The 26,672-nt window shown below is 71.5% G+C and carries 19 protein-coding genes and 1 pseudogene; 6 read left to right on the forward strand and 14 right to left on the reverse strand.

Features of this window, described 5'->3' with window-relative positions; translation table 11 throughout:
* Positions 1-6 precede the first annotated feature (6 nt).
* On the reverse strand, positions 7-2,481 hold the full coding sequence (locus tag ACFY16_RS31210; protein ID WP_390650547.1) for an ATP-dependent Clp protease ATP-binding subunit: 2,475 nt from the start codon (positions 2,479-2,481) through the stop codon (positions 7-9).
* Positions 2,482-2,655: 174 nt separating this feature from the next.
* On the opposite strand from ACFY16_RS31210, the gene ACFY16_RS31215 reads away from it, so the two are divergent.
* Complete coding sequence (locus tag ACFY16_RS31215; RefSeq protein ID WP_390650548.1) at positions 2,656-4,995, forward strand: ATP-binding cassette domain-containing protein; 2,340 nt, start codon at positions 2,656-2,658, stop codon at positions 4,993-4,995.
* A 137-nt stretch (positions 4,996-5,132) separates the two neighbouring features.
* On the opposite strand, the gene ACFY16_RS31220 is transcribed toward ACFY16_RS31215, so the two are convergent.
* From ACFY16_RS31220 to ACFY16_RS31245, 6 genes are all read right to left on the reverse strand, one after another.
* Positions 5,133-5,921, reverse strand: a complete 789-nt coding sequence (locus ACFY16_RS31220) for a lysophospholipid acyltransferase family protein (protein WP_390650549.1) — start codon at positions 5,919-5,921, stop codon at positions 5,133-5,135.
* Positions 5,921-6,694, reverse strand: coding sequence for a GNAT family N-acetyltransferase (locus ACFY16_RS31225; protein ID WP_390650550.1), 774 nt, complete (start codon positions 6,692-6,694; stop codon positions 5,921-5,923). Before ACFY16_RS31225 ends, ACFY16_RS31220 begins: the two co-directional genes overlap by 1 nt.
* A 144-nt stretch (positions 6,695-6,838) precedes the next feature.
* The gene (locus ACFY16_RS31230) at positions 6,839-8,338 is read right to left on the reverse strand and encodes a glycosyltransferase family 39 protein (protein WP_390650551.1); all 1,500 of its coding nucleotides are present in this window, start codon (positions 8,336-8,338) and stop codon (positions 6,839-6,841) included.
* Positions 8,339-8,679: 341 nt separating this feature from the next.
* Positions 8,680-9,429 carry a succinate dehydrogenase/fumarate reductase iron-sulfur subunit gene (locus tag ACFY16_RS31235; RefSeq protein ID WP_390650552.1) on the reverse strand — a complete coding sequence of 250 codons (750 nt, stop codon included), beginning with the start codon at positions 9,427-9,429 and terminating at the stop codon, positions 8,680-8,682.
* Positions 9,426-11,375, reverse strand: coding sequence for a fumarate reductase/succinate dehydrogenase flavoprotein subunit (locus ACFY16_RS31240; RefSeq protein ID WP_390650553.1), 1,950 nt, complete (start codon positions 11,373-11,375; stop codon positions 9,426-9,428). The genes ACFY16_RS31235 and ACFY16_RS31240 overlap by 4 nt, the downstream gene beginning before the upstream one ends.
* 1 nt (position 11,376) lies before the next feature.
* A complete protein-coding gene (locus ACFY16_RS31245) occupies positions 11,377-12,048 on the reverse strand; it encodes a succinate dehydrogenase (protein WP_390650664.1) in 672 nt (223 codons plus the stop codon).
* 132 nt (positions 12,049-12,180) lie between these two features.
* Between ACFY16_RS31245 and ACFY16_RS31250 the strand changes: the two genes are divergently transcribed.
* Positions 12,181-13,065 carry a LysR family transcriptional regulator gene (locus tag ACFY16_RS31250; protein WP_390650554.1) on the forward strand — a complete coding sequence of 295 codons (885 nt, stop codon included), beginning with the start codon at positions 12,181-12,183 and terminating at the stop codon, positions 13,063-13,065.
* 132 nt (positions 13,066-13,197) lie between these two features.
* Here the strand turns inward: ACFY16_RS31250 and ACFY16_RS31255 are convergent, their stop codons facing one another.
* The 4 genes from ACFY16_RS31255 to ACFY16_RS31270 all read right to left on the reverse strand — a co-directional run bounded on the left by ACFY16_RS31255 (position 13,198) and on the right by ACFY16_RS31270 (position 17,848).
* Complete coding sequence (locus ACFY16_RS31255) at positions 13,198-13,587, reverse strand: DUF4440 domain-containing protein (RefSeq protein WP_390650555.1); 390 nt, start codon at positions 13,585-13,587, stop codon at positions 13,198-13,200.
* A 45-nt stretch (positions 13,588-13,632) separates the two neighbouring features.
* A complete protein-coding gene (locus ACFY16_RS31260; protein ID WP_390650556.1) occupies positions 13,633-15,768 on the reverse strand; it encodes a putative bifunctional diguanylate cyclase/phosphodiesterase in 2,136 nt (711 codons plus the stop codon).
* Positions 15,765-16,577: an SAM-dependent methyltransferase gene (locus ACFY16_RS31265; RefSeq protein ID WP_390650557.1), complete on the reverse strand. Its 813-nt coding sequence runs from the start codon at positions 16,575-16,577 to the stop codon at positions 15,765-15,767. Before ACFY16_RS31265 ends, ACFY16_RS31260 begins: the two co-directional genes overlap by 4 nt.
* Positions 16,578-16,900: 323 nt before the next feature.
* Positions 16,901-17,848 (reverse strand): SCO0930 family lipoprotein, encoded by a 948-nt coding sequence (locus ACFY16_RS31270; RefSeq protein ID WP_390650558.1) that lies wholly within the window; start codon positions 17,846-17,848, stop codon positions 16,901-16,903.
* A 272-nt stretch (positions 17,849-18,120) separates the two neighbouring features.
* On the opposite strand from ACFY16_RS31270, the gene ACFY16_RS31275 reads away from it, so the two are divergent.
* On the forward strand, positions 18,121-18,693 hold the full coding sequence (locus ACFY16_RS31275) for a hypothetical protein (RefSeq protein WP_390650559.1): 573 nt from the start codon (positions 18,121-18,123) through the stop codon (positions 18,691-18,693).
* 16 nt (positions 18,694-18,709) lie between these two features.
* A complete protein-coding gene (locus ACFY16_RS31280) occupies positions 18,710-19,474 on the forward strand; it encodes a hypothetical protein (RefSeq protein ID WP_390650560.1) in 765 nt (254 codons plus the stop codon).
* Positions 19,475-19,642: 168 nt separating this feature from the next.
* Here ACFY16_RS31280 and ACFY16_RS31285 read toward each other — a convergent pair.
* Positions 19,643-20,035: pseudogene (locus ACFY16_RS31285) on the reverse strand (hypothetical protein); the annotation flags it as partial.
* Positions 20,036-21,137: 1,102 nt separating this feature from the next.
* Here ACFY16_RS31285 and ACFY16_RS31290 point away from each other — a divergent pair.
* Positions 21,138-21,824: a class F sortase gene (locus tag ACFY16_RS31290; protein ID WP_390650561.1), complete on the forward strand. Its 687-nt coding sequence runs from the start codon at positions 21,138-21,140 to the stop codon at positions 21,822-21,824.
* A 30-nt stretch (positions 21,825-21,854) separates the two neighbouring features.
* Here ACFY16_RS31290 and ACFY16_RS31295 read toward each other — a convergent pair whose 3' ends face one another.
* Together ACFY16_RS31295 and lysX are read right to left on the reverse strand one after the other, a co-directional pair.
* Positions 21,855-22,694, reverse strand: a complete 840-nt coding sequence (locus ACFY16_RS31295) for a polysaccharide deacetylase family protein (RefSeq protein ID WP_390650562.1) — start codon at positions 22,692-22,694, stop codon at positions 21,855-21,857.
* Positions 22,695-22,783: 89 nt separating this feature from the next.
* Positions 22,784-26,062, reverse strand: a complete 3,279-nt coding sequence (gene lysX, locus ACFY16_RS31300; protein WP_390650563.1) for a bifunctional lysylphosphatidylglycerol synthetase/lysine--tRNA ligase LysX — start codon at positions 26,060-26,062, stop codon at positions 22,784-22,786.
* 87 nt (positions 26,063-26,149) lie between these two features.
* Between lysX and ACFY16_RS31305 the strand changes: the two genes are divergently transcribed.
* A complete protein-coding gene (locus ACFY16_RS31305) occupies positions 26,150-26,611 on the forward strand; it encodes a universal stress protein (protein WP_390650564.1) in 462 nt (153 codons plus the stop codon).
* Positions 26,612-26,672: the final 61 nt, after the last annotated feature.

The raw sequence follows: 26,672 nt of genomic DNA on the forward strand, positions 1-26,672 counted from the left end.
GCGGGGTCAGACCGCGGTGGGCCTGTCCGCACGGATGACGATCCCGCCGTCCTCGGCGTCCACCCGCGCCCCGTCCCCCGGCTTCAGCTCGCCCGACAGCAGCAGGTCGGCGAGCCGGTCGTCGATCTCGCGCTGGATGGTGCGGCGCAGTGGGCGGGCGCCGAAGTCGGGCTGGTAGCCGATGTCGGCGAGCAGGTCGGCGGCCGCGTCCGTGACCTCCAGGGTGACGTCCTGGGCGTGCAGGCGGCGCCGGGTGTGCTCCAACAGGAGGTCGACGATCTCGCGCAGCTGGGCGCGGTCCAGGCCGCGGAAGACGATGATCTCGTCGATGCGGTTGAGGAACTCCGGCCGGAAGTGCTGGTGGAGGGCCGGCATGACCGACTCGCGCACCATGGCGTAGTCCTCCACGCCGGCGGCGAGGATACGGTCGGCGCCGATGTTGGACGTCATGATGACCACGGTGTTCTTGAAGTCGACCGTGCGCCCCTGGGAGTCGGTCAGCCGCCCGTCGTCGAGCAGTTGCAGCAGGGTGTTGAAGACGTCGGGGTGCGCCTTCTCCACCTCGTCCAGCAGCAGCACCGCGTACGGCTGCCTGCGAACCGCCTCGGTGAGCTGGCCGGCGTCCTCGTGACCGACGTATCCGGGCGGGGCGCCCACCAGGCGGGAGACGGTGTGCCGCTCCTGGAACTCGCTCATGTCCAGGCGGATCATGCGGCTCTCGTCGCCGAAGAGGGCCGCGGCGAGCGCCCGGGCCAGCTCGGTCTTGCCGACGCCGGTGGGGCCGAGGAAGAGGAAGCTGCCGACGGGGCGGTTGGGGTCGCTCATGCCGGCCCGGGCGCGGCGGACGGCGCGGGCGACAGCCGTGATGGCCTCGTCCTGGCCGACGACCCGCTCGTGGAGGTGCTCCTCCAGCTTCATCAGCCGCTCGCGCTCCTCCTCGGTGAGCTGGGCGACGGGGATGCCGGTGGTGCGGGAGACGACCTCGGCGATGTCGTCGGCGGTGACCCTGGGCGTCTCCTCGTCCGCCCGGCCCGCCTCGCCCAGCCCGGCCTCCGCCTCCTTGATCCGGTCGCGGAGCTCCTTGGCGCGCTCGTACTCCTCGTCGGCGACGGCCTGGTCCTTCTCCCGGTTCAGGGCGGCGATGCGGTCCTCGATCTCGCGGGTGTCGGCGAGCGGGGTCCTGGCGCGCAGCCGTACCCGGGCGGCGGCCTGGTCCATCAGGTCGATGGCCTTGTCGGGCAGGAAGCGGGAGGTGATGTAGCGGTCGGACAGCTCGGCCGCGGCGACCACCGCCTCGTCCGTGATGCGGACCTGGTGGTGGGCCTCGTAACGGTCGCGCAGACCGCGCAGGATCTCGATGGTGTCGTCGACGGTCGGCTCGCCGACCAGGATGGGGGCGAAGCGGCGCTCCAGCGCGGCGTCCTTCTCGATGTGCTTGCGGTACTCGTCGACGGTGGTGGCGCCGATCAGGTGCAGCTCGCCGCGGGCCAGGGCGGGCTTGAGCATGTTGCCCGCGTCCATGGCGCCCTCGCCGCCTCCGCCCGCGCCGACGACGGTGTGCATCTCGTCGAGGAACAGCACGAGCTCGTCGCCGTGCTCGCGGACCTCCTCGAGCAGCTTCTTCACTCGTTCCTCGAACTCGCCGCGGTACTTGGTGCCCGCCACCATCCCGGCGAGGTCGAGCAGGACGAGCCGCTTGTCCGCGAGGGTCCTGGGCACCTCGCCGGCCGCGATGCGCTGGGCGATGCCCTCGACGATGGCGGTCTTGCCGACGCCGGGGTCGCCGATCAGGACAGGGTTGTTCTTGCTGCGCCGGGAGAGCACCTCGATGGTCTGTTCGACCTCGTCATCGCGTCCGATCACCGGGTCGAGGCGTCCGGCCCGGGCGTCCTCGGTGAGGTCGCGGCCGAACTCGTCGACGGTCGGTGTGCTGCTGGGCGCCTTGGCGCGCTCGGCCGCGCTCTCGGTCGGCAGCCGGGTGAGCTCCCAGCCACTGTCGGCGAGGACCTGTCCCGCCGCCGACTCCGGATTGGCGGCGAGGGCGCGCAGCAGGTGCTCGGGGCCGATGTAGGAGGAGTCCTCGGCGCGGGAGATCTGGTAGGCGTCGAGCAGCGCCCGCTTGGCCGCCGGGGTGAGGGTGGCGGGCTGGGTCTTCTCATCGTCGTCCGTGCCCGTGCCGAGCCGCTCCCTGATCCGGTCGGGATCCGCGCCCGCCTCCTCGATCAGCCGCCGGGTCGAGTCCTGCTCGGTGGCCGCCGCCAGCAGCTGCCGCGCGTCGAGCTCCTCACTGCCCTGGACGGAGGCGATGTGCCTGGCCTCGGCGACCAGCTCGCGGGCCCGCTCCGACAGCAGGCTGCCGATGTCGACCCGCTGCACCCGCCGCGCGGGCGCGGCCTGTCCCTCGCCGCCGAAGTACCTGGACATCAGCTCGTCGAACTCCTCGAAGGGGCTGCGTCCGAAACCGAAACCGGGAGAAGTCATCCTCACGGGCCTTCCATGCGCCGACGACAGGCATCCGAGACTTCCAAGCTGGCACAGGCCGGGCGCCCCCGCATCCCCGCCATCCCGCCGGTCACCGAGCGTCACCCACCCCGCTCGCATAGAATCGCGGGGTTTGTCCCGCCGCAGTCGAAGACCTGTACGGAGCTCCCCGCCATGCACAACCCACACGATCCGTACGTCCGGGTCCGCGGCGCCCGTGAGCACAACCTCAAGGGCGTGGACGTCGCCATCCCGCGGGACGTCGTGGCCGTGTTCACCGGGGTGTCCGGCTCCGGGAAGTCGTCGCTGGCGTTCGGCACGATCTACGCCGAGGCCCAGCGCCGCTACTTCGAGTCGGTCGCGCCGTACGCGCGCAGACTGATCCACCAGGTCGGGGCGCCCGAGGTCGGTGAGATCACCGGTCTGCCGCCCGCGGTCTCCCTCGAACAGCGCCGCTCCGCCCCCACCTCCCGCTCCTCCGTCGGCACGGTCACGAACCTCTCCAACTCCCTGCGGATGCTGTTCTCCCGCGCCGGGGACCACCCGCCGGGCGCCGAACGCCTCGACTCGGACGCCTTCTCCCCCAACACGGCCGCCGGCGCCTGCCCGGAGTGCCACGGGCTCGGCCGGGTCCACCGTACGACCGAGGAGGCGCTGGTCCCCGACCCGTCGCTGTCGATCCGCGAGGGCGCGATCGCCGCGTGGCCGGGCGCCTGGCAGGGCAAGAACCTGCGCGACATCCTCGACGCGCTCGGCCACGACGTGGACCGGCCGTGGCACGAGCTGCCCGCCGAGCAGCGGGAGTGGATCCTGTTCACGGACGAGCAGCCGGTGGTGACGGTCCACCCGGTGCGGGACGCCGACCGCATCCAACGGCCGTACCAGGGCACCTACATGAGCGCCCGGCGGTATGTGATGAAGACGTTCTCGGACTCCAAGAGCCCGACCCTGCGGGCGAAGGCGGAACGCTTCCTGACCAGTGCGCCCTGTCCGGCGTGCGGCGGCAGCCGGCTGCGTCCGGAGGCGCTGGCGGTGACCTTCGCGGGCCGGACCATCGCCGAGCTGGCCGCGCTCCCGCTGGCGGAGCTGGCCGGGACGCTCGACGGCACCTCGGAGACCGCCCGCGTCCTCACCGCGGACCTCAAGTCGCGTATCGCACCGGTCGTCGAGCTCGGCCTCGGCTATCTGAGCCTGGACCGCGCGACGCCGACCCTCTCGGCGGGCGAGCTGCAGCGACTGCGGCTCGCCACCCAGCTGCGCTCCGGGCTGTTCGGCGTGGTCTACGTCCTCGACGAGCCGTCCGCCGGACTGCACCCCGCCGACACCGAGGCGCTGCTCACGGTGCTGGAGCGGCTGAAGACGGCCGGGAACTCGGTGTTCGTCGTGGAACACCACCTCGACGTGGTACGCGCCGCCGACTGGCTGGTGGACGTCGGGCCACGGGCCGGTGAGCACGGCGGGCGCGTGCTGCACAGCGGTCCGGTGGCGGAGCTGGCCGCGGTCGAGGAGTCGGCGACGGCCCGTTTCCTCTTCGACCGCTCCCCCGCCGCCGTGCGCGAAGTCCGCACCCCGCGCAGCAAGTTGACGGTGGGTCCGGTGACCCGGCACAACCTGCGCGGGGTGACCGCCGAGTTCCCGTTGGGTGTGTTCACGGCGGTCACCGGTGTGTCCGGCTCCGGCAAGTCCACGCTCATCGGCGAGATCACGGAGGAACTGGCGGGGGTGGGCCGCCTGGTAGCAGTCGACCAGAAGCCGATCGGCCGCACCCCTCGTTCCAATCTCGCCACCTACACCGGCCTGTTCGACGTCGTCCGCAAGGAGTTCGCGGCGACCGACGTGGCCCGCGAGCGCGGCTACGGCGTCGGCCGGTTCTCCTTCAACGTGCCGGGCGGGCGCTGCGAGACCTGCCAGGGCGAGGGGTTCGTCAGCGTGGAGCTGCTGTTCCTGCCGAGCACCTACGCACCGTGCCCGGACTGCGGCGGGGCGCGCTACAACCCCGAGACGCTCGATGTGACGTACCGGGAACGGAACATCGCGTCGGTGCTGGACCTCACCGTCGAGGCGGCGGCGGACTTCTTCGCGGACACCCCGACGGTCGCCCGCAGCCTGAGCACCCTGCTCGACGTGGGCCTCGGCTATCTGCGCCTGGGCCAGCCGGCGACGGAGCTCTCCGGCGGCGAGGCCCAGCGCATCAAGCTGGCGAGCGAACTCCAGCGCGGCCGCCGCGGCCACACCCTCTACCTCCTGGACGAGCCGACGACCGGCCTCCACCCCGCCGACGTCGAGGTACTGATGCGCCAGCTGCACGGGCTGGTCGACGCCGGGCACACCGTGGTCGTGGTCGAGCACGACATGTCGGTCGTCGCGGGCACGGACTGGGTGATCGACCTGGGGCCGGGCGGCGGGGAGGCGGGCGGACGGATCGTGGCGGCGGGGGTGCCGGCGGAGGTGGCACGCGCGGAGGGGAGCGCCACGGCACCGTATCTCGCGCGGGAGTGGTCCGGCGGCGCCTGATCCGTCCGCCCCGCCGGACGCCAGGGATGGAGGACCTCGGGGACGGAACACGCCCCCGGACGGAGGACGCCCGGTGACGGCGGAGACCCGGTGACGGAGAACGCCCGGTAACGGAGGACACCCGGTAACGGAGGACGTCAGGGATGGGCGGCGGCCCGCAGGCCCAGGCTGTGCTGCGCCGCCCGGGCGAGGGCCCGCCGGTCGACGGCACCGCCACCGGGGAGTACGGGTCGTACCTCCACCTCGGCGACCAGTCCACGCGCCGACACCACCCGCCACACCGAGGCGAGCAGCGAGTCGTCGCCGACGAAGGCGGGAGCCGTGCTGGCCGCTCCCCCGGCGAGCCGGTAGCGGATACACACCGGCTGGACGGCCGCCCCCGCGTCGAGCGCGGCCTGGAAGGCCGCACGGCGGAAGTCGCCCTGGGCGCGCCCGCACCAGGTGCTGCCCTCGGGGAAGACGGCGACCGCCCGGCCCGCCCGCAGGGTGTCCGCCATGCGGGCGACCGTGCCGGGGAGGGCGCGCAGGCGGTCGCGGTCGATGAACAGGGCGGCACGCGCGGCCAGCGGGCCCGCCACCGGCCACCGCCGGATCTCGGCTTTCGCCAGCATCCGGGCCGGGCGTACGGCGGCCAGCAGCGGGATGTCGAGCCAGGAGATGTGGTTGGCGACGAGAAGGAGTCCTCCGGTGGGCGCGGCGGTGCCGGTGATACGGACCCGGACCCCCGCGGCCCGTACGGTCGCCCGGCTCCACCGCCGTATCAGCTCCGCCGGGATCCACCGGCCGAACGGCGACAGCGTGATCCCGGCGAGGAGCAGCACGACCATCGCCGTCAGCCGCAGCACGGCCCGCGGTACGGCGGCGGAACCCGCCGGCTCCACGCACGCCCCCGGCGTGCAGGGCGCGCTGGGCAGCCAGACGCTCATCAGGCCGGGACGAGGGAGAGGAAGTGCCGCAGATAGCGCGGGTTGACCCGGCGCATCGACAGCAGCACGTACAGGTCGGCGACCCCGAAGTCGGGGTCATGGGCGGGCTCGGCGCACACCCAGGCGCCGAGGCGGAGGTAGCCGCGCAGAAGCGCGGGAAGCTCGGTCCGGGTCGGGGCGGTCGTGTCGTCCGGGATCCAGGGGCGCAGTGGCCGTACCCGGAACTCCTCGGGCGCCAGGTGCTTCTCCCGCACCCGGTCCCAGGTCGCCGCCGCCAGGGCGCCGCCGTCGGCCAGCGGGACGGAGCAGCAGCCGGCCAGCCATTCGTGGCCGCGGTCCACCATGTAGCGGGCTATCCCGGCCCAGATCAGGCCGATGACCGCGCCGTCACGGTGGTCGGGGTGCACGCAGGAGCGGCCGACCTCGACCAGGCCGGGCCGGATCGCGTCGAGCGGGGCGAGGTCGAACTCGCCCTCCGAGTACAGGCGTCCGGCGATCGCGGCCCGCTCGGGCGGCAGCAGGCGGTAGGTGCCGACGACCTCGCCGGTGGCGTTGTCCCGTATGAGAAGGTGATCGCAGTAGGCGTCGAAGGCGTCCATGTCGAGGCCCGGTTCGGGGCCGTCGAGGCGGGCGCCCAGCTCGCCCGCGAACACCTGGTGGCGCAGGCGCTGCGCGGCCCGGACGTCGTCCTGGTCGCGGGCGAGCGAGACGAGATAGCCGGATCCTCCGGGCGGGGCGGCCAGGGCGGGGGGCGAGGCGGGCATGGCGGTCATGACGGTCTCCTGTGCCGAGCGGAAGCATGAGGAAATCTGCACCTCACTTCTTCCGCGGCCGGCTGGCCTCGACGTGTCCTGCGCGGGGACCGTGGATGTGCGGCTGCTGAATGCCGGGTTCGCCGTGTCCGGCGCCCGCCGCCGCTACTTCGTACGCACCAGCAGAGCCACCGTCAGACCGCCGGGACGCTCCGCCCCGGACGCCGTGTAGTGGGCGCGCAGGGCCGCCGCCTGGTTCGGGGGCAGCCCGTTGAACGGGTCCGTCTCGTTCCCCATCACCACCAGCCAGATCCGCTTCTCGCCCTTCAGGCAGCGGGCCGGCTGCGGGCAGTCGGTCGACAGCAGGTCGTTGCGCCGGGCGGCCGGCTCGGCGAGGAAGACGTCGCGCAGCTCCAGGCCGCGGGGCAGGTAGTAGCGGACGCCGAGGGGGAACATGCCCGCCTCCTCGTCCCTGTCGTAGACGATCGCGTCGCCGGGGACGTAGTACTTCTGGATGGTCCGTGCGGCCGCCGCGTAGTCGGGGCCGCCGACCCAGTAGTGCGCGAGCCGCTCCCCCAGAGACCTCTGATCGTGCAGGGTGAGCAGGGCGAGAACCGCGAGGGCGGAGGCGACCGCAGGCCGGGACCGGGCCGCGGCCGCGAGTCCGGCGCCCGCCGGCACCGCGAACAGCGGCAGCGTGAACAGCATGTACCGAAAGTAGAAGTACGACATCCCGCCCTGGGACACCGCCCAGATCACCACCGGGGGCGCCACGGCCGACACCGCGCAGAAGACGACGGCGTCACGGCGTTCCCCGCACGCCAGCGCGACGAGCAGCATCATCGCCCCCGTGCACAGGCCGGAGTAGAACAGCTGCGGCCAGATGTCGACCAGGCCCCATCCCTCCGGCACGGCGATCCACGAGCTCTGCCGGACGGTCTGCGCACGGCCCAGTACCACCAGCGGGGACAGCACGGCTGCTCCGGCCAGGACCGCGAGGCAGAAGCCCCACCACAGGCGACGCTCGTGCCGGGCCCGCAGAGCCACCAGGACCAGATGCCCCATGAGACAGGTCAGGGCGATCAGGTGGAACAGCCCGACGGCCACCACGCCCAGCGTGTACGCCGCCCAGCGTGCCGGACTGCCGGGGCGGTCCAGGGCGCGCAGCAACAGCAGCGAGGCCAGGGCCACGGCCAGCATCACCAGGGCGTACGGGCGGGCCTCGTGGGCGAACCGGCTCACCCCCGGGATCAGCGCGAACAGCAGGCCCCCGACCAGTCCGGCGCGGCGGCCGAACAGGCGCCGCCCGATCAGCGCCACGCAGGCCGCCGTGGCGGCCATGGCCAGTGCGGAGGGCAGGCGCAGGGCCAGGGGCGAGTCCCCGAAGAGGCGCGTCCACGCGTGCAGCAGCAGGTAGTACGTGCCCACCACCGCGTCCACCCGCCGCACCGTGGCCAGCACCTGGGCGATGCTGCGCCCGGACACGTCCCAGCTGGTCAGCTCGTCGCGCCCGAGCAGCGGGTCACCGATCCGGTACAGCGCGCCGACGAGCGTGGCCAGCGTCGGCCACAGCCACAGACCTACCCGGGCGGCCGACCGGTCGTGCCGCCCTTCGGAAGCCTCAGCGTCGCCCGTGGGCGGGGCGGGCGGGGAGAGAAGTGCCATGCCGACAGCCATAGCGGCGCGGCACCGCGGGCACCGGCCGCGACCCGCCGACCCGGCCCGCTTTCCCCTGTTCGGCCTCGGGCCCGGCTGTCAGGGGCGTGGTGCGCCGAGCGAGTGCCTGGCGGGACCGGAGAGCACCACTCCCGGTCCCGCCCGTCCGCACTTCGCCGGCGAACGTTCCTGGCCGCGCGCTAAGCGGCCTCGGTGAAGTCGCCGCGGTTCCGCAGCGCCCCAAAGGGGCGCGGGGCTGTGTCGATATGTGGCTCCGCCGCGTGGGCGCGACCAGCCACGACGATGCCGCAGGCGATCGGCGGCGCATCGCCGCACATCCCGCGGAGCGCTCAGCGCTTCGCCACCTTGCGGGTCGCGCGCAGCCACTCCTTGTTCATGCTGGTGATGGACACCAGCGGGATGCCCTTGGGGCAGGCGGTGGCGCACTCTCCGGTGAGGGTGCAGCCGCCGAAGCCCTCCTCGTCCATCTGGGCCACCATGTCCAGGACGCGGGTCTCGCGTTCCGGCGCGCCCTGCGGCAGCACGTTCAGGTGGTTGACCTTGGCCGAGGTGAACAGCATCGCCGCACCGTTCGGGCAGGCGGCCACGCAGGCGCCGCAGCCGATGCACTCGGCGTGCTCGAAGGCGAGGTCGGCGTCCGGCTTCGGTACGGGCGTGGCGTGGGCCTCGGGCGCCGCGCCGGTCGGGGCGGTGATGTAGCCGCCGGCCTGGATGATCCGGTCGAAGGACGAGCGGTCCACGACCAGGTCCTTGACGACCGGGAACGCCGAGGCCCGCCAGGGCTCGATGTCGATCGTGTCGCCGTCCTGGAAGGACCGCATGTGCAGTTGGCAGGTGGTGGTGCGCTCGGGGCCGTGCGCGTCGCCGTTGATCACCAGGCTGCACGCGCCGCAGATGCCCTCGCGGCAGTCGTGGTCGAAGGCGACGGGGTCCTCGCCCTTGAGGATGAGTTCCTCGTTGAGCGTGTCGAGCATCTCCAGGAAGGACATGTCGGAGGAGATGCCGTCCACCTCGTACGTGGACATGGCGCCTTCGGCGTCGGCATTGCGCTGCCGCCAGACGCGCAGGGTGAGCTTCATGCGTAGCTCCGCTGAGTGGGGTGGACGTACTCGAAGACCAGGTCTTCCTTGTGGAGGGTCGGGGCCTCGCCCGTTCCCGTGAACTCCCAGGCGGCCGCGTACGAGAACTCGTCGTCCTTGCGGGCCGCCTCACCGTCGGCGGTCTGGGACTCCTCACGGAAGTGACCGCCGCACGACTCGGAGCGGTGCAGCGCGTCGAGGCACATGAGCTCGGCGAGCTCGATGTAGTCGACGACGCGGTTGGCCTTCTCCAGGGACTGGTTGAACTCCTCGCCCGTGCCGGGCACCTTGATGCGCCGCCAGAACTCCTCGCGGATCTGCGGGATGCGTTCGAGGGCCTTGCGCAGGCCGGCGTCCGTGCGGGCCATGCCGCAGAACTCCCACATGAGCTCGCCGACTTCACGGTGGAAGGAGTCGGGGGTGCGGTCCCCGTCGACGGCGAGGAGCCGGCTGAGCCGGTCCTGGGTCTCGGCCAACACTTCCTGGACCGCGGGGTGTTCGGTGGTCACCGACTCCTGGTGCGGGTTGCGGGCCAGGTAGTCGTTGATGGTGGACGGCAGCACGAAGTAGCCGTCGGCCAGGCCCTGCATCAGCGCGGAGGCGCCGAGGCGGTTCGCGCCGTGGTCGGAGAAGTTGGCCTCGCCGATCGCGAACAGGCCGGGGACGGTGGTCTGGAGGTCGTAGTCGACCCAGAGACCGCCCATCGTGTAGTGCACGGCGGGGTAGATCCGCATGGGGACCGTGTAGGGGTCCTCGGCGGTGATCCGCGCGTACATGTCGAAGAGATTGCCGTACTTCTCCTCGACCGCCTTCCTGCCCATGCGCTTGATGGCGTCGGCGAAGTCGAGGTAGACGCCCTGTCCGCCCGGGCCCACTCCCCTGCCCTCGTCGCACACGTTCTTGGCGGCGCGGGAGGCGATGTCACGCGGGACCAGGTTGCCGAAGGACGGGTAGATGCGCTCCAGGTAGTAGTCGCGCTCGTCCTCGGGGATCTTGTTCGGCGGCCGGTCGTCGCCCTTGGCCTTGGGCACCCAGATCCGGCCGTCGTTGCGCAGTGACTCGCTCATCAGCGTGAGCTTGGACTGGTGGTCGCCGGTGCGCGGAATGCAGGTGGGGTGGATCTGCGTGAAGCAGGGGTTGGCGAAGAGGGCGCCGCGCCGGTGGGCCCGCCAGATGGCGGTGGCGTTGGAGTTCATGGCGTTCGTCGACAGGTAGAAGACGTTGCCGTAACCGCCGCTCGCCAGTACGACGGCGTCCGCGAAGTACGTGTCGATCTTGCCGGTGATCAGATCCCGGGCCACGATGCCGCGCGCCCGCCCGTCGATGACGATCAGGTCGAGCATCTCGGTGCGCGGGTGCATCTCCACGTTCCCGGCCGCGATCTGCCGGGACAGCGCCTGGTAGGCGCCCAGGAGGAGCTGCTGGCCCGTCTGACCGCGGGCGTAGAACGTACGGGACACCTGTACGCCGCCGAAGGAGCGGGTGTCGAGGAGGCCGCCGTACTCGCGGGCGAAGGGCACGCCCTGCGCCACGCACTGGTCGATGATCTCGACCGAGATCTGGGCGAGGCGGTGGACGTTGGACTCGCGCGCCCGGAAGTCGCCGCCCTTGACGGTGTCGTAGAACAGCCGGTGGATCGAGTCGCCGTCGTTGCGGTAGTTCTTGGCGGCGTTGATGCCGCCCTGGGCCGCGATGGAGTGGGCCCGGCGCGGGGAGTCCTGGTAGCAGAACTGGACGACGTGGTAGCCCTGTTCGGCGAGGGTGGCGCCGGCCGAGCCGCCCGCGAGACCGGTGCCCACGACGATGATCGTGTGCTTGCGGCGGTTCGCGGGGTTGACCAGCTTGGCCTCGAAACGGCGCTTGTCCCAGCGCTCGCCGACAGGGCCGGACGGGGCCTTGCCGTCCACGACCGGCTCACCCGTCTTGTAATCGGCATAGTTCTGCATGTCAGCTCACCACTCCGGTCATGACGCCCACCGGGACGGCGATGAAGCCGGCCGTGAGCAGCAGCGCGAGGACGTCGGCGACGATCTTCAGGGCGCGGTCGCGGGTGCGGCTGCCGACGCCGAGGGTCTGGGCGGCGCTCCAGAAGCCGTGCCGGACGTGCAGGCCCATGGCGAGCATCGCGACGATGTAGATGACGTTGCCGTACCAGGTGGAGAAGGTGTCCACGACGTTCTGGTACGGGTGGCCCTCCTGGAAGCCGCCGGAGTGCACGGTGCCGGTGGTGAGGTCCAGGATGTGCCAGACGATGAACAGGGCGAGGATGATTCCGCCCCAGCGCATGGTGCGCGTCGCGTAGCTCGCCCGCGGTTTCTTGTGCACGTACTTGCTGGGGCGCGCCTTGATGTCGCGTCGGCTGAGCTGGTACGCGGAGACGGCGTGCGCGACCACGGCGACGACGAGAACGATGCGGACCAGCCACAGCGTCCACTCGTAGTGCATGAAGGGCTCGCCGACCGTGCGCAGCCAGTGGGCGTAGTGGTTGAACTCGCCCGCTCCGAAGAAGATCTTCAGGTTGCCGATCACGTGCGCGACCAGATACAGCAACATGATCAGGCCGCTGACGGCCATCACTGTCTTCTTGCCGACGGAGGAGTCCCACACGGTGCGTGCCAAGGACGGCCGTCGGTCCGTCCGCGTTGCCAGAGCCATGGTCCTAGACGCTAGGGCCGGGAGACCCGATCGGTCCAAGACATGGTCCGGCTCGATTCAATAGGCTGTCGCTATTGTCGTGGGTATCGTGGGTTCATGCAGTTCCAGCAGCTCCAGTACTTCGTGGCGGTCGCCGAGACCCGGCACTTCACCCGGGCCGCCGAGCTGGTCCATGTCGCGCAGCCGTCGCTGTCGCAGCAGATCAGGGCGCTGGAGCGGGAGCTCGGGGCGGATCTGTTCCTGCGCGCCCGGGGGAACATCACGCTCACCGACGCGGGCGAGGCGCTGCTGCCGCTGGCCCGGCGCATCCTGGCCGACGCGGACACGGCACGGCACGAGGTGCTGGAGCTGGTGCAGCTGCGCAGCGGCCGGGTGCGGCTGGGCGCGACGCCGAGCCTGTGCACCGGTCTGCTGCCGGACGTGCTGCGCGCCTTCCACGACCGCTACCCCGGCATCCGGCTGCTGATCGAGGAGGGCGGCTCGCACGATCTCGTACGGGAGCTGGCGCGCGGGGCCCTCGACCTGGCCCTGGTGGTCCTGCCGCTGCCCACCCCGTCGCCCGCGCTGACCACGGTGGAGCTGCTGCGCGAGGACCTGGTCGTGGTGTCGTCGCCGGAGGCTCCCCGGCCCGGCGGCGGGCGGCGGACGGTACGCATCGCCGACCTGGAGGGCGAGCGTCTTGTGATGTTCCGGCACGGCTACGACCTCAGGGAGCTGACCGTCGCCGCGTGCCGCGCCGAGGGGTTCGAGCCGGACTTCGCGGTGGAGGGCGGCGAGATGGACGCGGTGCTGGGGTTCGTACGGGCGGGGCTGGGCGTCGCCGTCGTCCCGCGCATGGTGGCGGCGCGCTCCGGGCACGGGCTACGGGTGACCCCGCTGGCACGCCCCGGCCTGTACCGGACCATCGCCCTGGCCCACCGCAGCGATGTGGCACCGCCGCGGGCGGCCCGGGAGCTGCAGCGCATGCTGCTGGAGCGGTGAACGGCCCTGCCGCCTCGGTGAAGTCCGCCGCGGTTCCGCAGCGCCCCAATGAGGGGCGCGGGGAACTGCGCGACCAGCCACGACGATGCCGCAGACGAGGGACGGCGCATCGCCGCACATCCCGCGGAGCGCTCAGTCGATTTCGGGCGGCACCGGCGTGCCCTGGTGGTAGTACATGCGCCACCCCGTCTCCTCGTCGCGCTTGCGCCACAGGGAGCTGCGGCGGGCGCGGCGGCCGTCAAAAACGGTCTCGAAGGTGAGGTGCACCAGACCGGGGGCCACCAGGACGCCCGTGATCGCCGACGGCTCGTAGCGCGGGCCGTCCGCCGAGCTCCCCGGCTTGTCGGGCAGCCCGGCGATCGTCTCCTCGTAGGTGTAGCGCCGGCCCGAGGCGCCGACCTCGACGAACTCCGGGTCGAACAGGCGGGCGGCCTCGGCACCGGAGCGGACGGCGGGGTCCATGAGGCGCAGTTCGCCCGCGATCGCCTCGTTCACGTCATCTGATTCCTGGGTCACCCGCATATCGTCGCCCGCGGCCCCGGCACCCCCGCAACCGGGTTACGGCCGTCACCCCGTCGCGTCCACCAGCGCCAGTTCGTGCAGCCGCTCCGGCGGGCCCGGGCGGGCGTAGTACCAGCCCTGGGCCGTGTCGCAGCCCAGTATCCGCAACTGCGCGGCCTGGGCGCCGGTTTCGACGCCCTCGACGGTCACCGCGAGGTCCAGGCTGTGGGCAAGCGAAACGATACCTTCGACGATCTTGAGGTCGACGGGGTCGGCCGGGAACCGCTGCATGCTCTGCGTGAAGGAACGGTCCAGCTTGAGGATGCTCACCGGCAGCCGGCGCAGGTTGGCGAGGTTGGAGTAGCCGGTGCCGAAGTCGTCCAGAGCGATGTCGACGCCCATCTCGGCCAGCCGGCGCAGCGGCTTGAGCAGGTCGTCGTCGGCCCCGATCAGCGCCGACTCGGTCACCTCCAGGCAGAGCGCGTCGGGGGCGACGCCGGTGCGCTCCAGGATGTCGACGGTGTCCTGCACCAGACCGGGGTGAGTGAGCTGGCAGGGCGAGAGGTTGACGTTGATGCGCAACGGGCCGGCGTCGGTGTGGCGGTCCCGCCACTCGCGGGCCTGGCGGACCGACTGCTCCAGGACCCAGCGGCCCAGCGGAACGATCAGGCCCGTGTGTTCGGCGAGCGGGATGAAACGGTCGGGGCCGAGGACGCCGTGCTGCGGGTGCAGCCAGCGCACCAGGGCCTCGGCGCCGCGGACGCTGCCGTCGCCGAGGTGGACCAACGGCTGGTACTCGATGAAGAACTCGCCCCGCTCCAGGGCGGTCGGCAGGGCCGTGGTGAGTCCGTGCCGGGTGATGGCGCGGGCGTCGGCCTCCGGGTCGGCGAGCTCGAAGCGGTTGCCGCCCGCGGACTTGGCCCGGTACATCGTGATGTCGGCGCTGCGCAGCACCTCCGCCGCGCTCCGCTCCTGCGCCGCGCCCTCGACGATACCGATGCTGCCGCGCACGGTCAGCTCCCGGCCGTCGACGCTGACCGGGGCGATCAGCGCGCTCATGATGCGCGCGGCGAGCTCGTCGACCTCCCGCTGGGTGTCCGGCCCGGTGGTCAGCGCCACGAACTCGTCGCCGCCGAGCCGCGCGACCATCTCGCCCGGCGCGGTCGCGCAGGACTGGAGCCGGTCGGCGACCTCGACGAGCAGCCGGTCGCCGGCCGCGTGACCGAGGCTGTCGTTGATGGTCTTGAAGCCGTCCAGGTCGAGGTAGCACAGTCCGAACCGCTGTCCCGGGCCGGCGCTCAGCGCCTTTTCCAGGCGCTCGAAGAACAGCGTGCGGTTGGGCAGGCCGGTGAGCGCGTCGTGCGTGGCCTCGTAGCGCAGCCGGAGGTTGAGCAGGCGGCGCTCGGTGGTGTCCTCCATCAGCGCCAGCTGGTACTGCGGGTCGCCGTCGGCGTCGCGCAGCAGGGACACCGTCAGGTTGGTCCACAGGACCGTTCCGTCAGGGCGGTAGAACGCCTTCTCCACGTGGTAGTGCTCGCGGTCGCCACGCACCAGTTCCTCGTACAGCCGCCAGATCTGCGGTGCGTCCTCGGCGTGCGTCCACTCCCGGACGTTGCGGCCGCGCACGGACTGTTCGGAGCCGCCGAACATGCGCAGCATCGCCCCGTTGACCTCCAGGACGTTGCCGTCCAGGTCGGCGATGCCGATTCCTATGGCCGCGTCCTCGAACACCGCGCGGAACCGCGCCTCGCTCGCGTGCAGCGCCTGCGCGACCAGGCCCTGGGCCTGGAGCGCGGCCTGCGCGATCGCCTCCTGCTCGGCGAGCGTCCGCTCGCGCAGTGCCTGCGCGAACCCGGCGGCCATGGCGTGCTGCAGCCGGGAGGAGCGGCTTCGCAGAGCCTCCTGTGGGCCGTCCTCGCCGCAGTAGAGCACGAGGTAGGCCTCGACGCACTCCAGCGCACGGCTGAGCGCCTCGGGGTCCGTGCAGTGCGCCTCGACGAGGGCGGCGCCGACCGACCTGCCCGCGTCCGCGTCGAAGGCCCGGGCCCGCAGCGCCTCGCTCAACCTCCTGGCCAGCGGGAGCAGTTGCTCCTCGAACTCCGGCCGGGTCAGTGATGTCGAGGTCACCGAAAACACCGCCCGGCTCCAGATCGTGGCGAACCGGCGCAGTCTGTCCTCCGGGCCGTCCGGATCCGCCGTCACGCCGTACGCCCCACGCCCGCGAAACCGGAGTAGGCGTAGGGATCCTCGTCCTCCGGCGCCGTCTCCGGCCGCCAGAGCGGCATCGGCACCAGTCCCGGTTCCACCATGTCGTACCCTTCGAAAAACCGCTCGATCTCGTTCCGCGAGCGCATGATGAGCGGATTGCGAATGTCCTTGTATACGTCCACCGCGCCGTCGGCCCGCTCCGGTGACAACGGGATTCCCTCGTACGAGGCATGCGTCAGGATCAGCAGGCTGCCGGGCGCGAGCGCCTCGCGCAGCTCGGCCACCACTCCGTACGGGTCGTCCACGTCTTCCACGAAATGCAGTATGGCAACGAGAAGCAGCGCCACTGGCCGATTCAGGTCGATCAGGTGCTGAACCTGAGGACTCGACAGGATCTCCCGGGGCTTGCGGAGATCGGCTGCGACGACATCCGCGCCGTCGTTGCCCGCGAGCACCGCCTGGCTGTGCGCGACGGCCACCGGGTCGTGGTCGACGTACATGACGTGGGCGCCCGGGGCGGCGGCCTGGGCCACCTCGTGGACGTTTCCGAAGGTGGGGATGCCGGAGCCGATGTCGAGGAACTGGGTGATGCCCTCGGCGGCCGCGAAGCGCACGGCGCGGCGCATGAACGCCCGGTTCGCCTGCGTGATCTTGGGGAGTCCCGGCATGAACTCCATGGCCTTGCGGGCCGCTTCCCGGTCGACCTCGAAGTTGTGCGAACCGCCCAGGTAGTAGTCGTAGATTCGCGAAACGCTCGGCACCGAGATGTCGATGCTGCGTGCGGCCCAAGCGGGACGCTCCATCCAACACTCCAAGACGTAGGCGATCCGGTGTTCGAGCAGAGGCTACTGATCGCCCGCCAAAGGGGCGAGCGGAAACGGAAATTGACCGTCCGTTCCCGGTCACTGCCTGCGGCACGTGCCGAATTGAGGTGCGGCGAACGACTCTACGAAAAGTATCCGGGGTGTTCCGGAGAGTTCCGGAGAGGTGTGAAGAGCGATGAACCGCCAGGAAAATTCTGGGTGAAGGGCATACAGCGGTCCGCCCCCTCCGTGCGGTGCGGAGGGGGCGGACCGGGGGTCGCGCGCGCTGCGGGGAAGGACGATCAGCCCTGGGGAGGCGATCTCTACTCCTTCGGCGCGCCGACCGGCTTTCCGTCGGGAGCCACGGCGTACCACGTGCCGCCCACGCCCTGACCATTGGTGTCTCCGGGCGCCTTGTCACCGGAGAAGGTGTAAATCGGCCAGCAGTTGACCGTCTGCTGCTTGACGCCGTCGGGCCGGGTGAAACTCATCAGCCCCTTCTTCACGACGCCCTCGGTGTCGTTCGTGGCGACGGGCCCGACAGCGGGCCACTTCTCCAGGCAGGCGCCGGTGCACGCCGACACCGGCTTCGGCCATGCCTTGTCCTTCAGGAAGCGGTAGACCGTCATGCCGTTCTTGTCGACGACGACCTCACCCAGGTCGGGATCCTTGCGGGTGGACAGCCCGGGCAGGCTGGTGAGCTTCGCCTTCTTGCCGTCGGGGGCCAGCGCGTACCACTTGCCGCCCACACCCTGGCCGGTGGTGTCACCGGACTTGGTGTCCTTCGCGTAGCGGTACGCGGGCCAGCCGGCGACGGTCAGCTGCTTGGTGCCGTCGGAGCGGGTGACCTCGCCGAGGAGCGCCTTGTCGATGCCCGCGCCGGCCGTGGCGTCGTCCGCGGGAACGGGCGGCCAGGCCGTGGCGCAGTCGCCGTCGCAGTTCGACTTGGGCGGCTCGGCGGTGTCGTCGTCGAAGCGGTACAGGGTGAGACCGGTGCTGTCGGTGAGCACCTTCCCGAGTTCCGCGTTGTCGGAAACGGCCAGCTCACCGGCGGTGGAGGTCTGAGCCGCGGGGGCCTGCGTGCTGGTTCCGGCGCCGGCGGTGGTGCCGAGGCCCGTGCTGCCGGCGCTGCCGTAGTTGCCGGCCGCGGCCGTGGCACCCACGTTCTGGCTCGCGGCCTGAGTGCCGCCTTCCTGACCGCACGCCGTCGTCAGCGCCAGCACGGACACAGCGCTCGCCACGAGAGAGGCGCTCCGCCAGGAGGTCTTCATCGTCAACTCCCCGATCATCACCAGGTGTTGCAGCCCCCTCTGGGCCGCCGCACGACACTGGGTACGCACGGGGACAGGGGTTGTGTTCAGCCGCGTCACAAATTTCTTTCCGGAAACCTGTGACGCGCACCGCCCCGTCTCGTACGCACGTGCGTGCCGCCGCCGTCCCGGCGGTGAACCGCTCAAACCGCTGTACGTCGCTTTTCCCCCCTTCGGGGCAATCCTCCGGCGCTCCCGCGTGGGCAGGCGCGACACGACGAATGATCTCCGTCGTGCATGGACCCGAACCGACCCGATCCGCCCTCGCCACAAGGGTGTTGGCCCTCTTCGCGCTGGCCTGGATCCTCGTGGGCGCACCGGCCGGGACGGCGGCGGCCGACGCCTGCGCGTGGGCCTCGACCGGCCCGGACGGCACGGAAGCGGTGGCGGTCGCGGGGAGCGGCACCTGGCCGACTCCCCCGTCGTGCCCGGTGCCGTCGCCGACCCCGACGCCCACCCCGACTCCGACCCCGCCGCCACCGAAGCCGACCCCCACGCCCACCCCGCCCCCGACTCCGACTCCGCCCCTGCCTCCGAAGCCCCGGCCCGAGCCGCCGCCCACGCCGACGCCGCAGCCCGCGGCACCCCGCCCACGTCCGGCCCCGACGTCGGCACCCACACCGCCGAAGGCACCCGAGCCGTCGCCCACGCCGACTCCGCGTCCCTCCGTGACGCCGGTGAGCTATCCGCGGTACCACTCCACGCCGCCCCGGCGGCCCGTGCGCGGCACCACGTCGCCCGTCGTCTACGTCCTGCTCATCACGGCGCCCGCGGTGGTCGCCGTCGCCGCACTGCGTCCGCGCTGATCCCTGGAGGCATCTCTTGCCGGAATGGCTTGTTCTCACCCTCGCGATGGCCGCGGCCTGCGCCGTGGTGGTCGTCATCACCCTCGTACGGCATCGCAGGGCTCCCGAGGACGAGGATCCCAACGACACCCCGGATGTCATCGAGTACATGACGATGTGGATCGGCGTGATCTACGCGATCGTCCTGGGCCTGGCCATCGCCGGCGTCTGGGAGGCGCGCAGCGTCGCCCAGGACCACGTCCAGGCGGAGGCCCAGGCGCTGCACGAGATCTCGGCACGGGTCCGGGTGTATCCGCCCGATGTCCGTGACCGTGTCCGGGCGGACACCGACGCCTATGTCGGGTACGTCGTGACCACCGAGTGGAAGGCGATGGCGGACCACGGGGAGGTCACGAAGCGGGGCACCGAACTGATGCAGCGCGTCCGCGAGGACGTCACGGACTACCAGCCGAAGACGGACTTCGAGGCCCAGGCCTACCAGCCGCTCCTCGACCAGGTCGCCACGGCTGACCAGGCACGCAACGCCCGTGCCGACTCCACCGGGGCCACCATGCCCGGCGTGGTGTGGTTCGGCCTGCTCAGTGGGGCCGCCATCACCATCGGCATGGTCTTCGCCCTGCAGATCCGGCGTACGGCACGGGAACTGGTCCTGGCCGGGCTGTTCTCGGCTCTGATCGCCTTCCTGCTCTTCCTGATCTGGGACTTCGACTCCCCCTACAGCCGTGGCATCACTGCTTCGGCGGAGCCGTTCCTGAACCTCTTCCCGCACGCGGGCCGCTGACGAGCCGTGCGACGGCGTGAGCAACCGCGACGACGGTGGCTGCGGGGGGCCGCCACGGTCGCTCCCCGGGGACCTTGCCGGTCCCCGGGGAGCCCGCTACGCCCCGGATCCGCCGAGGATCCGGGGCGAGGGTCTTTCGGCGTGCGCCCCGCTTCGAGGGGACCGGGATCAGCCGCGCTTCTCGGCGCGGCGGCGCAGCCAGAACGCCCCGCCGCTGATGACGGCCGCGCCCACGAGTCCGCCGCCGATGGCCATGTCGGTCGGGGTCGCCCCGATGGAAATACTGCCGCCCAGGCCGCCGCGGACTCCGCCGATGACGGTGAAGGCCCCCGGGCGGGTCAGGGTCCGGCCGTTGCAGTTGACCGTGATGTCGTAACGGCCGGGACGGGCGTCGTCGTTGATCGTCGCGATGCCCCTGGAGGTGTCGTTGGCGCCGTTGAGCGGCCGCAGCGGGGTGGTGCGGAAGGCACGCGACGACATGGTGCCGCCGTTGCGGCAACCGTCCACGGTGACGGTGAGCCGGCCGCCGGCGGCGATCACGCCGGGCTGGGCGACGATGTTCCTCGCTCCGAAGCCATTGTTGCCGAAGCCGTTGTTGTTGCCGAAGCCATTACCGAAGCCGTTGTTGTTGCCGAAGCCATTACCGAATCCGTTGTTGCCGAAGCCGTTCCCGTTGTTGGGGCCGAATCCGTTTCCGTTATTGTTCCCTGGACCCCGTCCGTTGTTGTTGCCGAAGCCGTTGTTGCCGAAGCCACCCTCGTTGTTGTTGCCGAAGCCGTTGTTGTTCCCTGGACCCCGTCCGTTGTTGTTGCCGAAGCCGTTGTTGCCGAAGCCGTTGTTGTTGCCGAAGCCGTTCCCGTTGTTGTTCCCGGGACCGCCTCCATTGTTGTTGCCGGGGCCCCGCCCGTTGTTGTTGCCGAAGCCGTTGTTGTTGCCGAAGCCGTTCCCGTTGTTGTTCCCGGGACCGCCCCCGTTGTTGTTGCCGAAGCCGTTCCCGTTGTTGTTCCCGGGGCCACCTCCATTGTTGTTGCCGAAGCCGCCCCCGTTGTTGTTGGGGAAACCCCCGTTGTTGTTGGGGAAGCCCCCGCCCCAGTTGTTGGCCGGCCCGATTACGACGCCCGGCCCGACCCCGCCCGGCCCGACCCCGCCGGGCGCGATCCCGTTCACGCCCGGCGTGACCCCGTTGGCGCCAGGCGCGACCCCGTTGATGCCGACCAGGTCATTCGAGGTGCCGCCCCCGTTGCCCATCCCGTCCGCGACGGCCGCGGGGGCGGCGAACCCGAGGACGGCAGCCACAGTGGCCGCGGCCGCCAGGGCACGTGAGTTTCGCATGTGATCCTCCGCGGAGACGCCCCGGGACCCGTCCCCGGTCGATCGGCGAGAAAGCGTCTCTCGATACACCCTCAGATGCCGTGCACGCCGCCGCATTTCGGGGATGGTCCGTCCTGGTGAGCGGACACGCCGAGGGAAAATCGCACAATCTGATGTTGCCGCAGGTCACACACCGTCAGAAACTTCCTGTCCGGCGTCGACCCGGATGGCGCACCCCGCGACACGGAGCCACCCGTTCGCCTCTGCCCCGTCGCCGGTTTCGCATGGGGGACTTAGCGTTTACGCACGCGCGAAGTGACGCGGCGACGGCCGTGTCGAGAGGGGATGGCGAATGTATCCGTACGAGCTGTCCGTGATGGCGGAAGAGGAGGAGCAGCGGCAGAAGAAGCGTGCCCCGTGGGGCGTGATAGCGCTTGTTCTGCTGACCGGTCTCGCGCTCATCCGGAACGGTTCGGGGGAGTTCGACGTGGGGCCGCCGCAGCCCGCGTCGTCGGCGGCAGCGGCGGCAGCCACGGACAGCCGCAGCACCAATAGCACCTTCGGCCAGGTCGCGGCCCCATTGCCGTACTCCGTCCCCGACCGGGTCAGGATCCCCGCGATCCAGGTCGACGCGCCCGTGACACCGGTCGGCCTGGACACGGACGGCTGGGTCGACGCGCCGCCGCCGGAGGACCCGAATCTGGCCGGGTGGTTCACCGGCGCCGTCTCGCCCGGCGAAAAGGGAACCGCCGTGATCGTCGGTCACGTCGACAACCAACAGGGCCCCGCCGTGTTCTACGGACTCGGGGCCCTGAAGAAGGGAAATCGCATCGAGGTCGCCCGCAAGGACGAAAAGACGGCTGTATTCGAGATCTACGGCATCGAGGTCTTCGCGAAGAGCAATTTCCCGAGCGACCGCGTCTACGCCTCCAAGGGAGCCCCCGAACTGCGGGTCATCACCTGCGGCGGCGGTTTCTCCAAGCAGCACGGCTACGACGGCAACGTCGTCGTCTTCGCCCGTCTGGTCGAGGTCCGCTGAGCGTTCCCCGGCCGGGCGGGCGAAGGCCCGTCAGACGTACTCCCGGCGCGGCACGGTGATGTGGTAGCCGGAGTCCAGCAGCTGCGGCAGGTAGTCACGCAGCGCCCGCACGCTCTGGGAACGATCTCCCCCGGCGTCGTGCGACAGCACGACGACGCCGGGGGCGGCGCCGCTCTCCACCCGGTCGACGATGGTGCGGGTGCCGGGGGTGGTCCAGTCGAGGGAGTCGACCGTCCAGGCGAGGGGATCCATGCCGAGTTCGGCGCCGAGCTGGAAGGCGGCCCGGTTCCAGGCGCCGTAGGGGGCCCGGAACCACTGCGGGCGCTCGCCGTAGGCATCCTCGATGACATCGCTGGTGCGCTCCATCTCGGAGCGGATCTGCGCGCGGCTGAGCTGGGTGAGCAGGGGGTGGGTCCAGGTGTGGTTGCCGACGACGTGCCCCTCGTCGGCCATCCGGGCGAGGAGGTCCTTGTTGTCGACCGCCATCTCCCCGCACACGAAGAACATGGCGCGTACGTCGTACTCGCGCAGGGTGCTCAGGATGCCCGGCGTGTAGCGGCGGTCGGGTCCGTCGTCGAAGGTCAGCACCATGGTGCGGCCGCGTCCTGACACCCGCAACAGCGGCTCGTGGCGTACCGGGGTCCGGCCGCGCTCGGCGACCGGGGGACCGTATCCGGTCAGGGGCTGGAGGCGGTAGGCGGAGGGCTTCGACGGCAGGCGGCGCGCCGGGGCGCCCGCGGCCGGGACCGCGGACCTGGCCGGCTCGTCATCCGTGCCCAGTGCGAGCAGACCGGCGCCGGCGGCCGCGCCCAGAGCGGCGGCGCCGACGAGCAAAGCACGGCGCCTCGCGAGGAACTGATCCTTCTTCATGACTCATCAGTCGCCCGGCCGGGGCCCGGCGCACCGCAGCGACACTGGAGCGGCGGCGGGAGTCCACCCGCCCGGCCCAGTGGCCGCGTTCAGCGGCGGCGTACCAGGGGGAACAGCAGCGTCTCGCGAATCGTCAGACCGGTGAGGAACATGACCAGCCGGTCGACGCCGATGCCGAGTCCGCCGGTGGGCGGCATCGCGTACTCCAGGGCGTCGAGGAAGTCCTCGTCCAACTCCATCGCCTCGGGGTCTCCCCCGGCGGCGAGCAGGGACTGCCGGGTCAGGCGGCGGCGCTGCTCGACGGGGTCGGTCAGTTCGGAGTAGGCGGTGCCGAGTTCGATGCCGAAGGCGACGAGGTCCCAGCGTTCGGCGAGGCGCGGGTCGGTGCGGTGCTGCCGGGTGAACGGGGAGACGTCGGTCGGGAAGTCCTTGTAGAAGGTGGGCAGCCGGGTCTTCTCCTCGACCAGCCGTTCGTACATCTCCAGGACGACGTCGCCGCGGCCGTCGTCGGCGGTGTACGGCACGCCCGCCCGATCGCACAGCCGGTGCAGGGTCGGCAGGTCGGTGCCGGCGTCGACCTCCTCCCCCAGTGCCGCGGAGATCGCGCCGTGGACGGTCTTGACCGGCCAGCTCCCGGAGATGTCGTACTCCTCGCCGTCCTTGCGGGTGACGGGGCTGCCGAAGGCGGCGGTCGCGGCGCCCTGGATCAGCTCACGGGTGAGGTCGAGCATCACGTCGTAGTCGGCGAAGGCCTGGTAGGCCTCCAGCATCGTGAACTCGGGGTTGTGCTTGTAGGAGACGCCCTCGTTGCGGAAGGTCCGGCCCATTTCGAAGACCTTTTCGAGGCCGCCGACGCACAGCCGCTTCAAGTACAGCTCGGGGGCGATGCGCAGGTACAGGTCGAGGTCGTAGGCGTTGATGTGGGTGGTGAAGGGGCGCGCGTTGGCGCCGCCGTGGATCTGCTGGAGCATCGGGGTCTCGACCTCGATGTAGCCGCGGTCGAGGAGGCCCTGACGCAGTGCCTGTACGGCGGTGGAGCGGGCGCGGACGACATCGCGGGCGGCGGGGCTGGTCACCAGGTCGAGGTAGCGCATACGGACCTTGGCCTCGGGGTCGGCGAGACCGCGGTGCTTGTCGGGCAGGGGACGCAGGCACTTGCCGGTGAGCTGCCACGAGGTGACGAAGACGGTCGGTTCGCCCCGGTCGCTGACGCCCGCGCGGCCGGTGACGGTGACGTGGTCGCCGATGTCGGCGTCGGCGGTGAAGCGGTCGAGGGCGGGGCCGGACTCCGCGCGGGTGAGGGCCACTTGGCGGTCGCCGGACCAGTCCCGCAACACGGCGAAGACGATGCCGCCGAAGTCGCGCACGAGCATGACGCGGCCCGCGACGGTGACCTGTCCGCCCCGGGGTACGTCGGCGAGCGAGTGGGTGCGGGGCGGGATGCCGACCGGGTAGGGGTCGGTGGCGTCGGCGCGCAGCCGGTCCAGCTTGCGGTGCCGGACGCGGACCTGCTCCGGCAGGCCCGCGTCCGGGCCGGCTGCCTCGGCCTCGTCCCCTCCGTAGAGGCCGAGCGCCGACAGCGACGGCAGCCCTTCTGTGGTCGCGGGCCGCTGCGCGCCCTTCGGGTGCCCCTTTCCCCAGAGTTTGCGCAGCGAGGGTACGGAGACGAAGCCCTCGGCGATGGCGGAGGCGAGGCCGATACGGGCCAGGGAGGCGGCGTCGCCGTAGCAGAGGAAGCGCGGGTACCACGCGGGGTGGTACTTGGCGTTGGAGCGGTAGAGGGCCTCCAGCTGCCACCAGCGGGAGAAGAACAACAGCAGGCGGCGCCACCCGCGCAGCACGGGTCCGGCACCGATGCGGGCGCCCTCCTCGAAGACCGACCGGAACACCGCGAAGTTGAGGGAGATGCGGCGCACGCCCAGTTGCGGGGCCGCGGCACACAGTTCGGCGACCATGAACTCCATGACGCCGTTGGGGGCGGTGCGGTCCCGGCGCATCAGGTCCAGGGAGACCCCGTCCTTGCCCCAGGGCACGAAGGAGAGCAGGGCGAGGAGCCGGCCGTCCTCACCCAGCGCCTCCACGAGGAGGCAGTCGCCGTCGGCGGGGTCGCCGAGGCGGTCCAGGGCCATGGAGAAGCCGCGTTCGGTCTCGGTGTCGCGCCAGGTGTCGGCCTTGTCGACGATCTCCTCCATCTCCACCTCGCTGAGGCTGGAGTGGCGGCGGATGCGGCAGCGGGCGCCGGTGCGCCGGACGCGGTGGACGGCCTGGCGGGTGACGCGCATGTCGCGGCCGTCGAGGTCGAAGCCGGCGGGGTGCACGATGGCCTCGTCGCCCAGTTGGAGGGCGCCGAGGCCGGCGCGCGCATAGGCCTTGGCGCCGTCCTCGGAGGCGCCCATGACGGCGGGCGCCCAGGCGTGGTGGCGAGCCATGTCGAGCCAGGCGGCGACGGCGTGCGGCCAGGCCTCCCGGTCGCCCACGGGGTCGCCGCCGGCGAGGCAGACGCCGGCCTCGACGCGGTAGGTGACGGCCGCCTTGCCGCTGGGCGAGAAGACGACGGCCTTGTCACGGCGGGTGGTGAAGTAGCCGAGCGAGTCCTGGTCGCCGTAGCGCGCCAGCAGGGCGCGGATGCGAAGCTCCTCGTCGTCGTGCAGGGCGGCTTCGAGGCGCTGGGAGCGGAACAGTGTGGCAGCGGCGTTGAGCAGGGCGAGGGCGCCGAACAGGCCGAGTACGAAGAACAGTGCGCGGGGCGGGCGGCCGTCGAAGGAGCGCGCCGAGACCAGGCCGCCGAGGACCCGTGCGGCCGCCCAGGCCAGGTGCTGGCTCTCCGGCAGTGTGCCGGGGAACAGCGAGACCAGGCCCCAGCCGGCCAGGATCGCCACCGCGAGCCCGGCGATCAGCACGACGAGCGCCCGCCGTACGGCGGCGCGGCGGGAGGCGGCGTAGAACTCCTTGCGGGCCACGACCAGCAGGACCAGGGCCAGGCCGCACACGACGAGGGAGGGGACGGACTCGGCGTACAGGCCGTCAGCCGCGCCGAGCGCGTCGGTCAGGACCAGCAGACCCAGATAGACCACGACCAGCCACCAGGCGACCTTCTTACGGGCGGCGGTCGCGGCGGCCAGCAGGAACAGGAAGACGGCGTAGGCGAGGTTGGCGCTGACAGGGACGGTGAGCAGGTCGAGGAAGCGGACGACCGGGCGCAGCAGGGCGCGCAGCGGCGGGATCAGGTCCAGCAGCGCGCAGAGCAGGCCCAGGGCGCCGAAGAAGGTCGCGAAGGCCTCGGGCACCCGGCTGAGGAAACCGCCGCCGGGCGTGCGTATCGGGCCCTGGGCGTCCTTGGCCGTGGTGGCCTCCACGGTGGGACTCATGTTCCGACTGTAGGAACACCTCTGCGGACCCGCCCGTCGAGTGGTCCGCCCGGTGACCGGAGCCTTTGCCTCCGATAGCCTCGGGACGTGACGGAACAGCGCGCTTCCCAGTTCGAACGGGGCACGGACGGACCCAAGGTCATCGTGGTCGGGATGGATGGCTCCGACTCCTCGCTCCGGGCTGCGGCATATGCCGGTGGCCTGGCCCGGCGGCAGCACGCGCTGCTCGCCGTGGTGTACGTGCAGCCGGTGATGGCGGCGGGCGCTGCCCTGGGGGTGCCGGTGGCCGAGACGACCGACGAGATCGCCGAGGACCTGGTCGGGCACATCCGGGAGGCCGCCGAGCGGGTCAAGGGGATATTCGACCTGCGCTGGGAGTTCCACACCTTCCGCGGTGACCCCTACAGCGGTCTGGTGAAGGCGGCGGACGAGCTCAAGGCGGACGCCGTGGTGGTGGGCGCCTCCGAGCAGGCCGGCCACCGGATCATCGGGTCCGTCGCGATCCGGCTGGTGAAAGCGGGGCGGTGGCCGGTCACGGTGGTGCCGTAGGCGCCGGAGGAGAGAGTCCCGGGGGTCCGTGCGTGGCGTCTTCCGTCGCCCGGCTGGCTGC

It is taken from the genome of Streptomyces sp. NPDC001315, assembly GCF_042896175.1.
Taxonomy (GTDB): Bacteria; Actinomycetota; Actinomycetes; order Streptomycetales; family Streptomycetaceae; genus Streptomyces.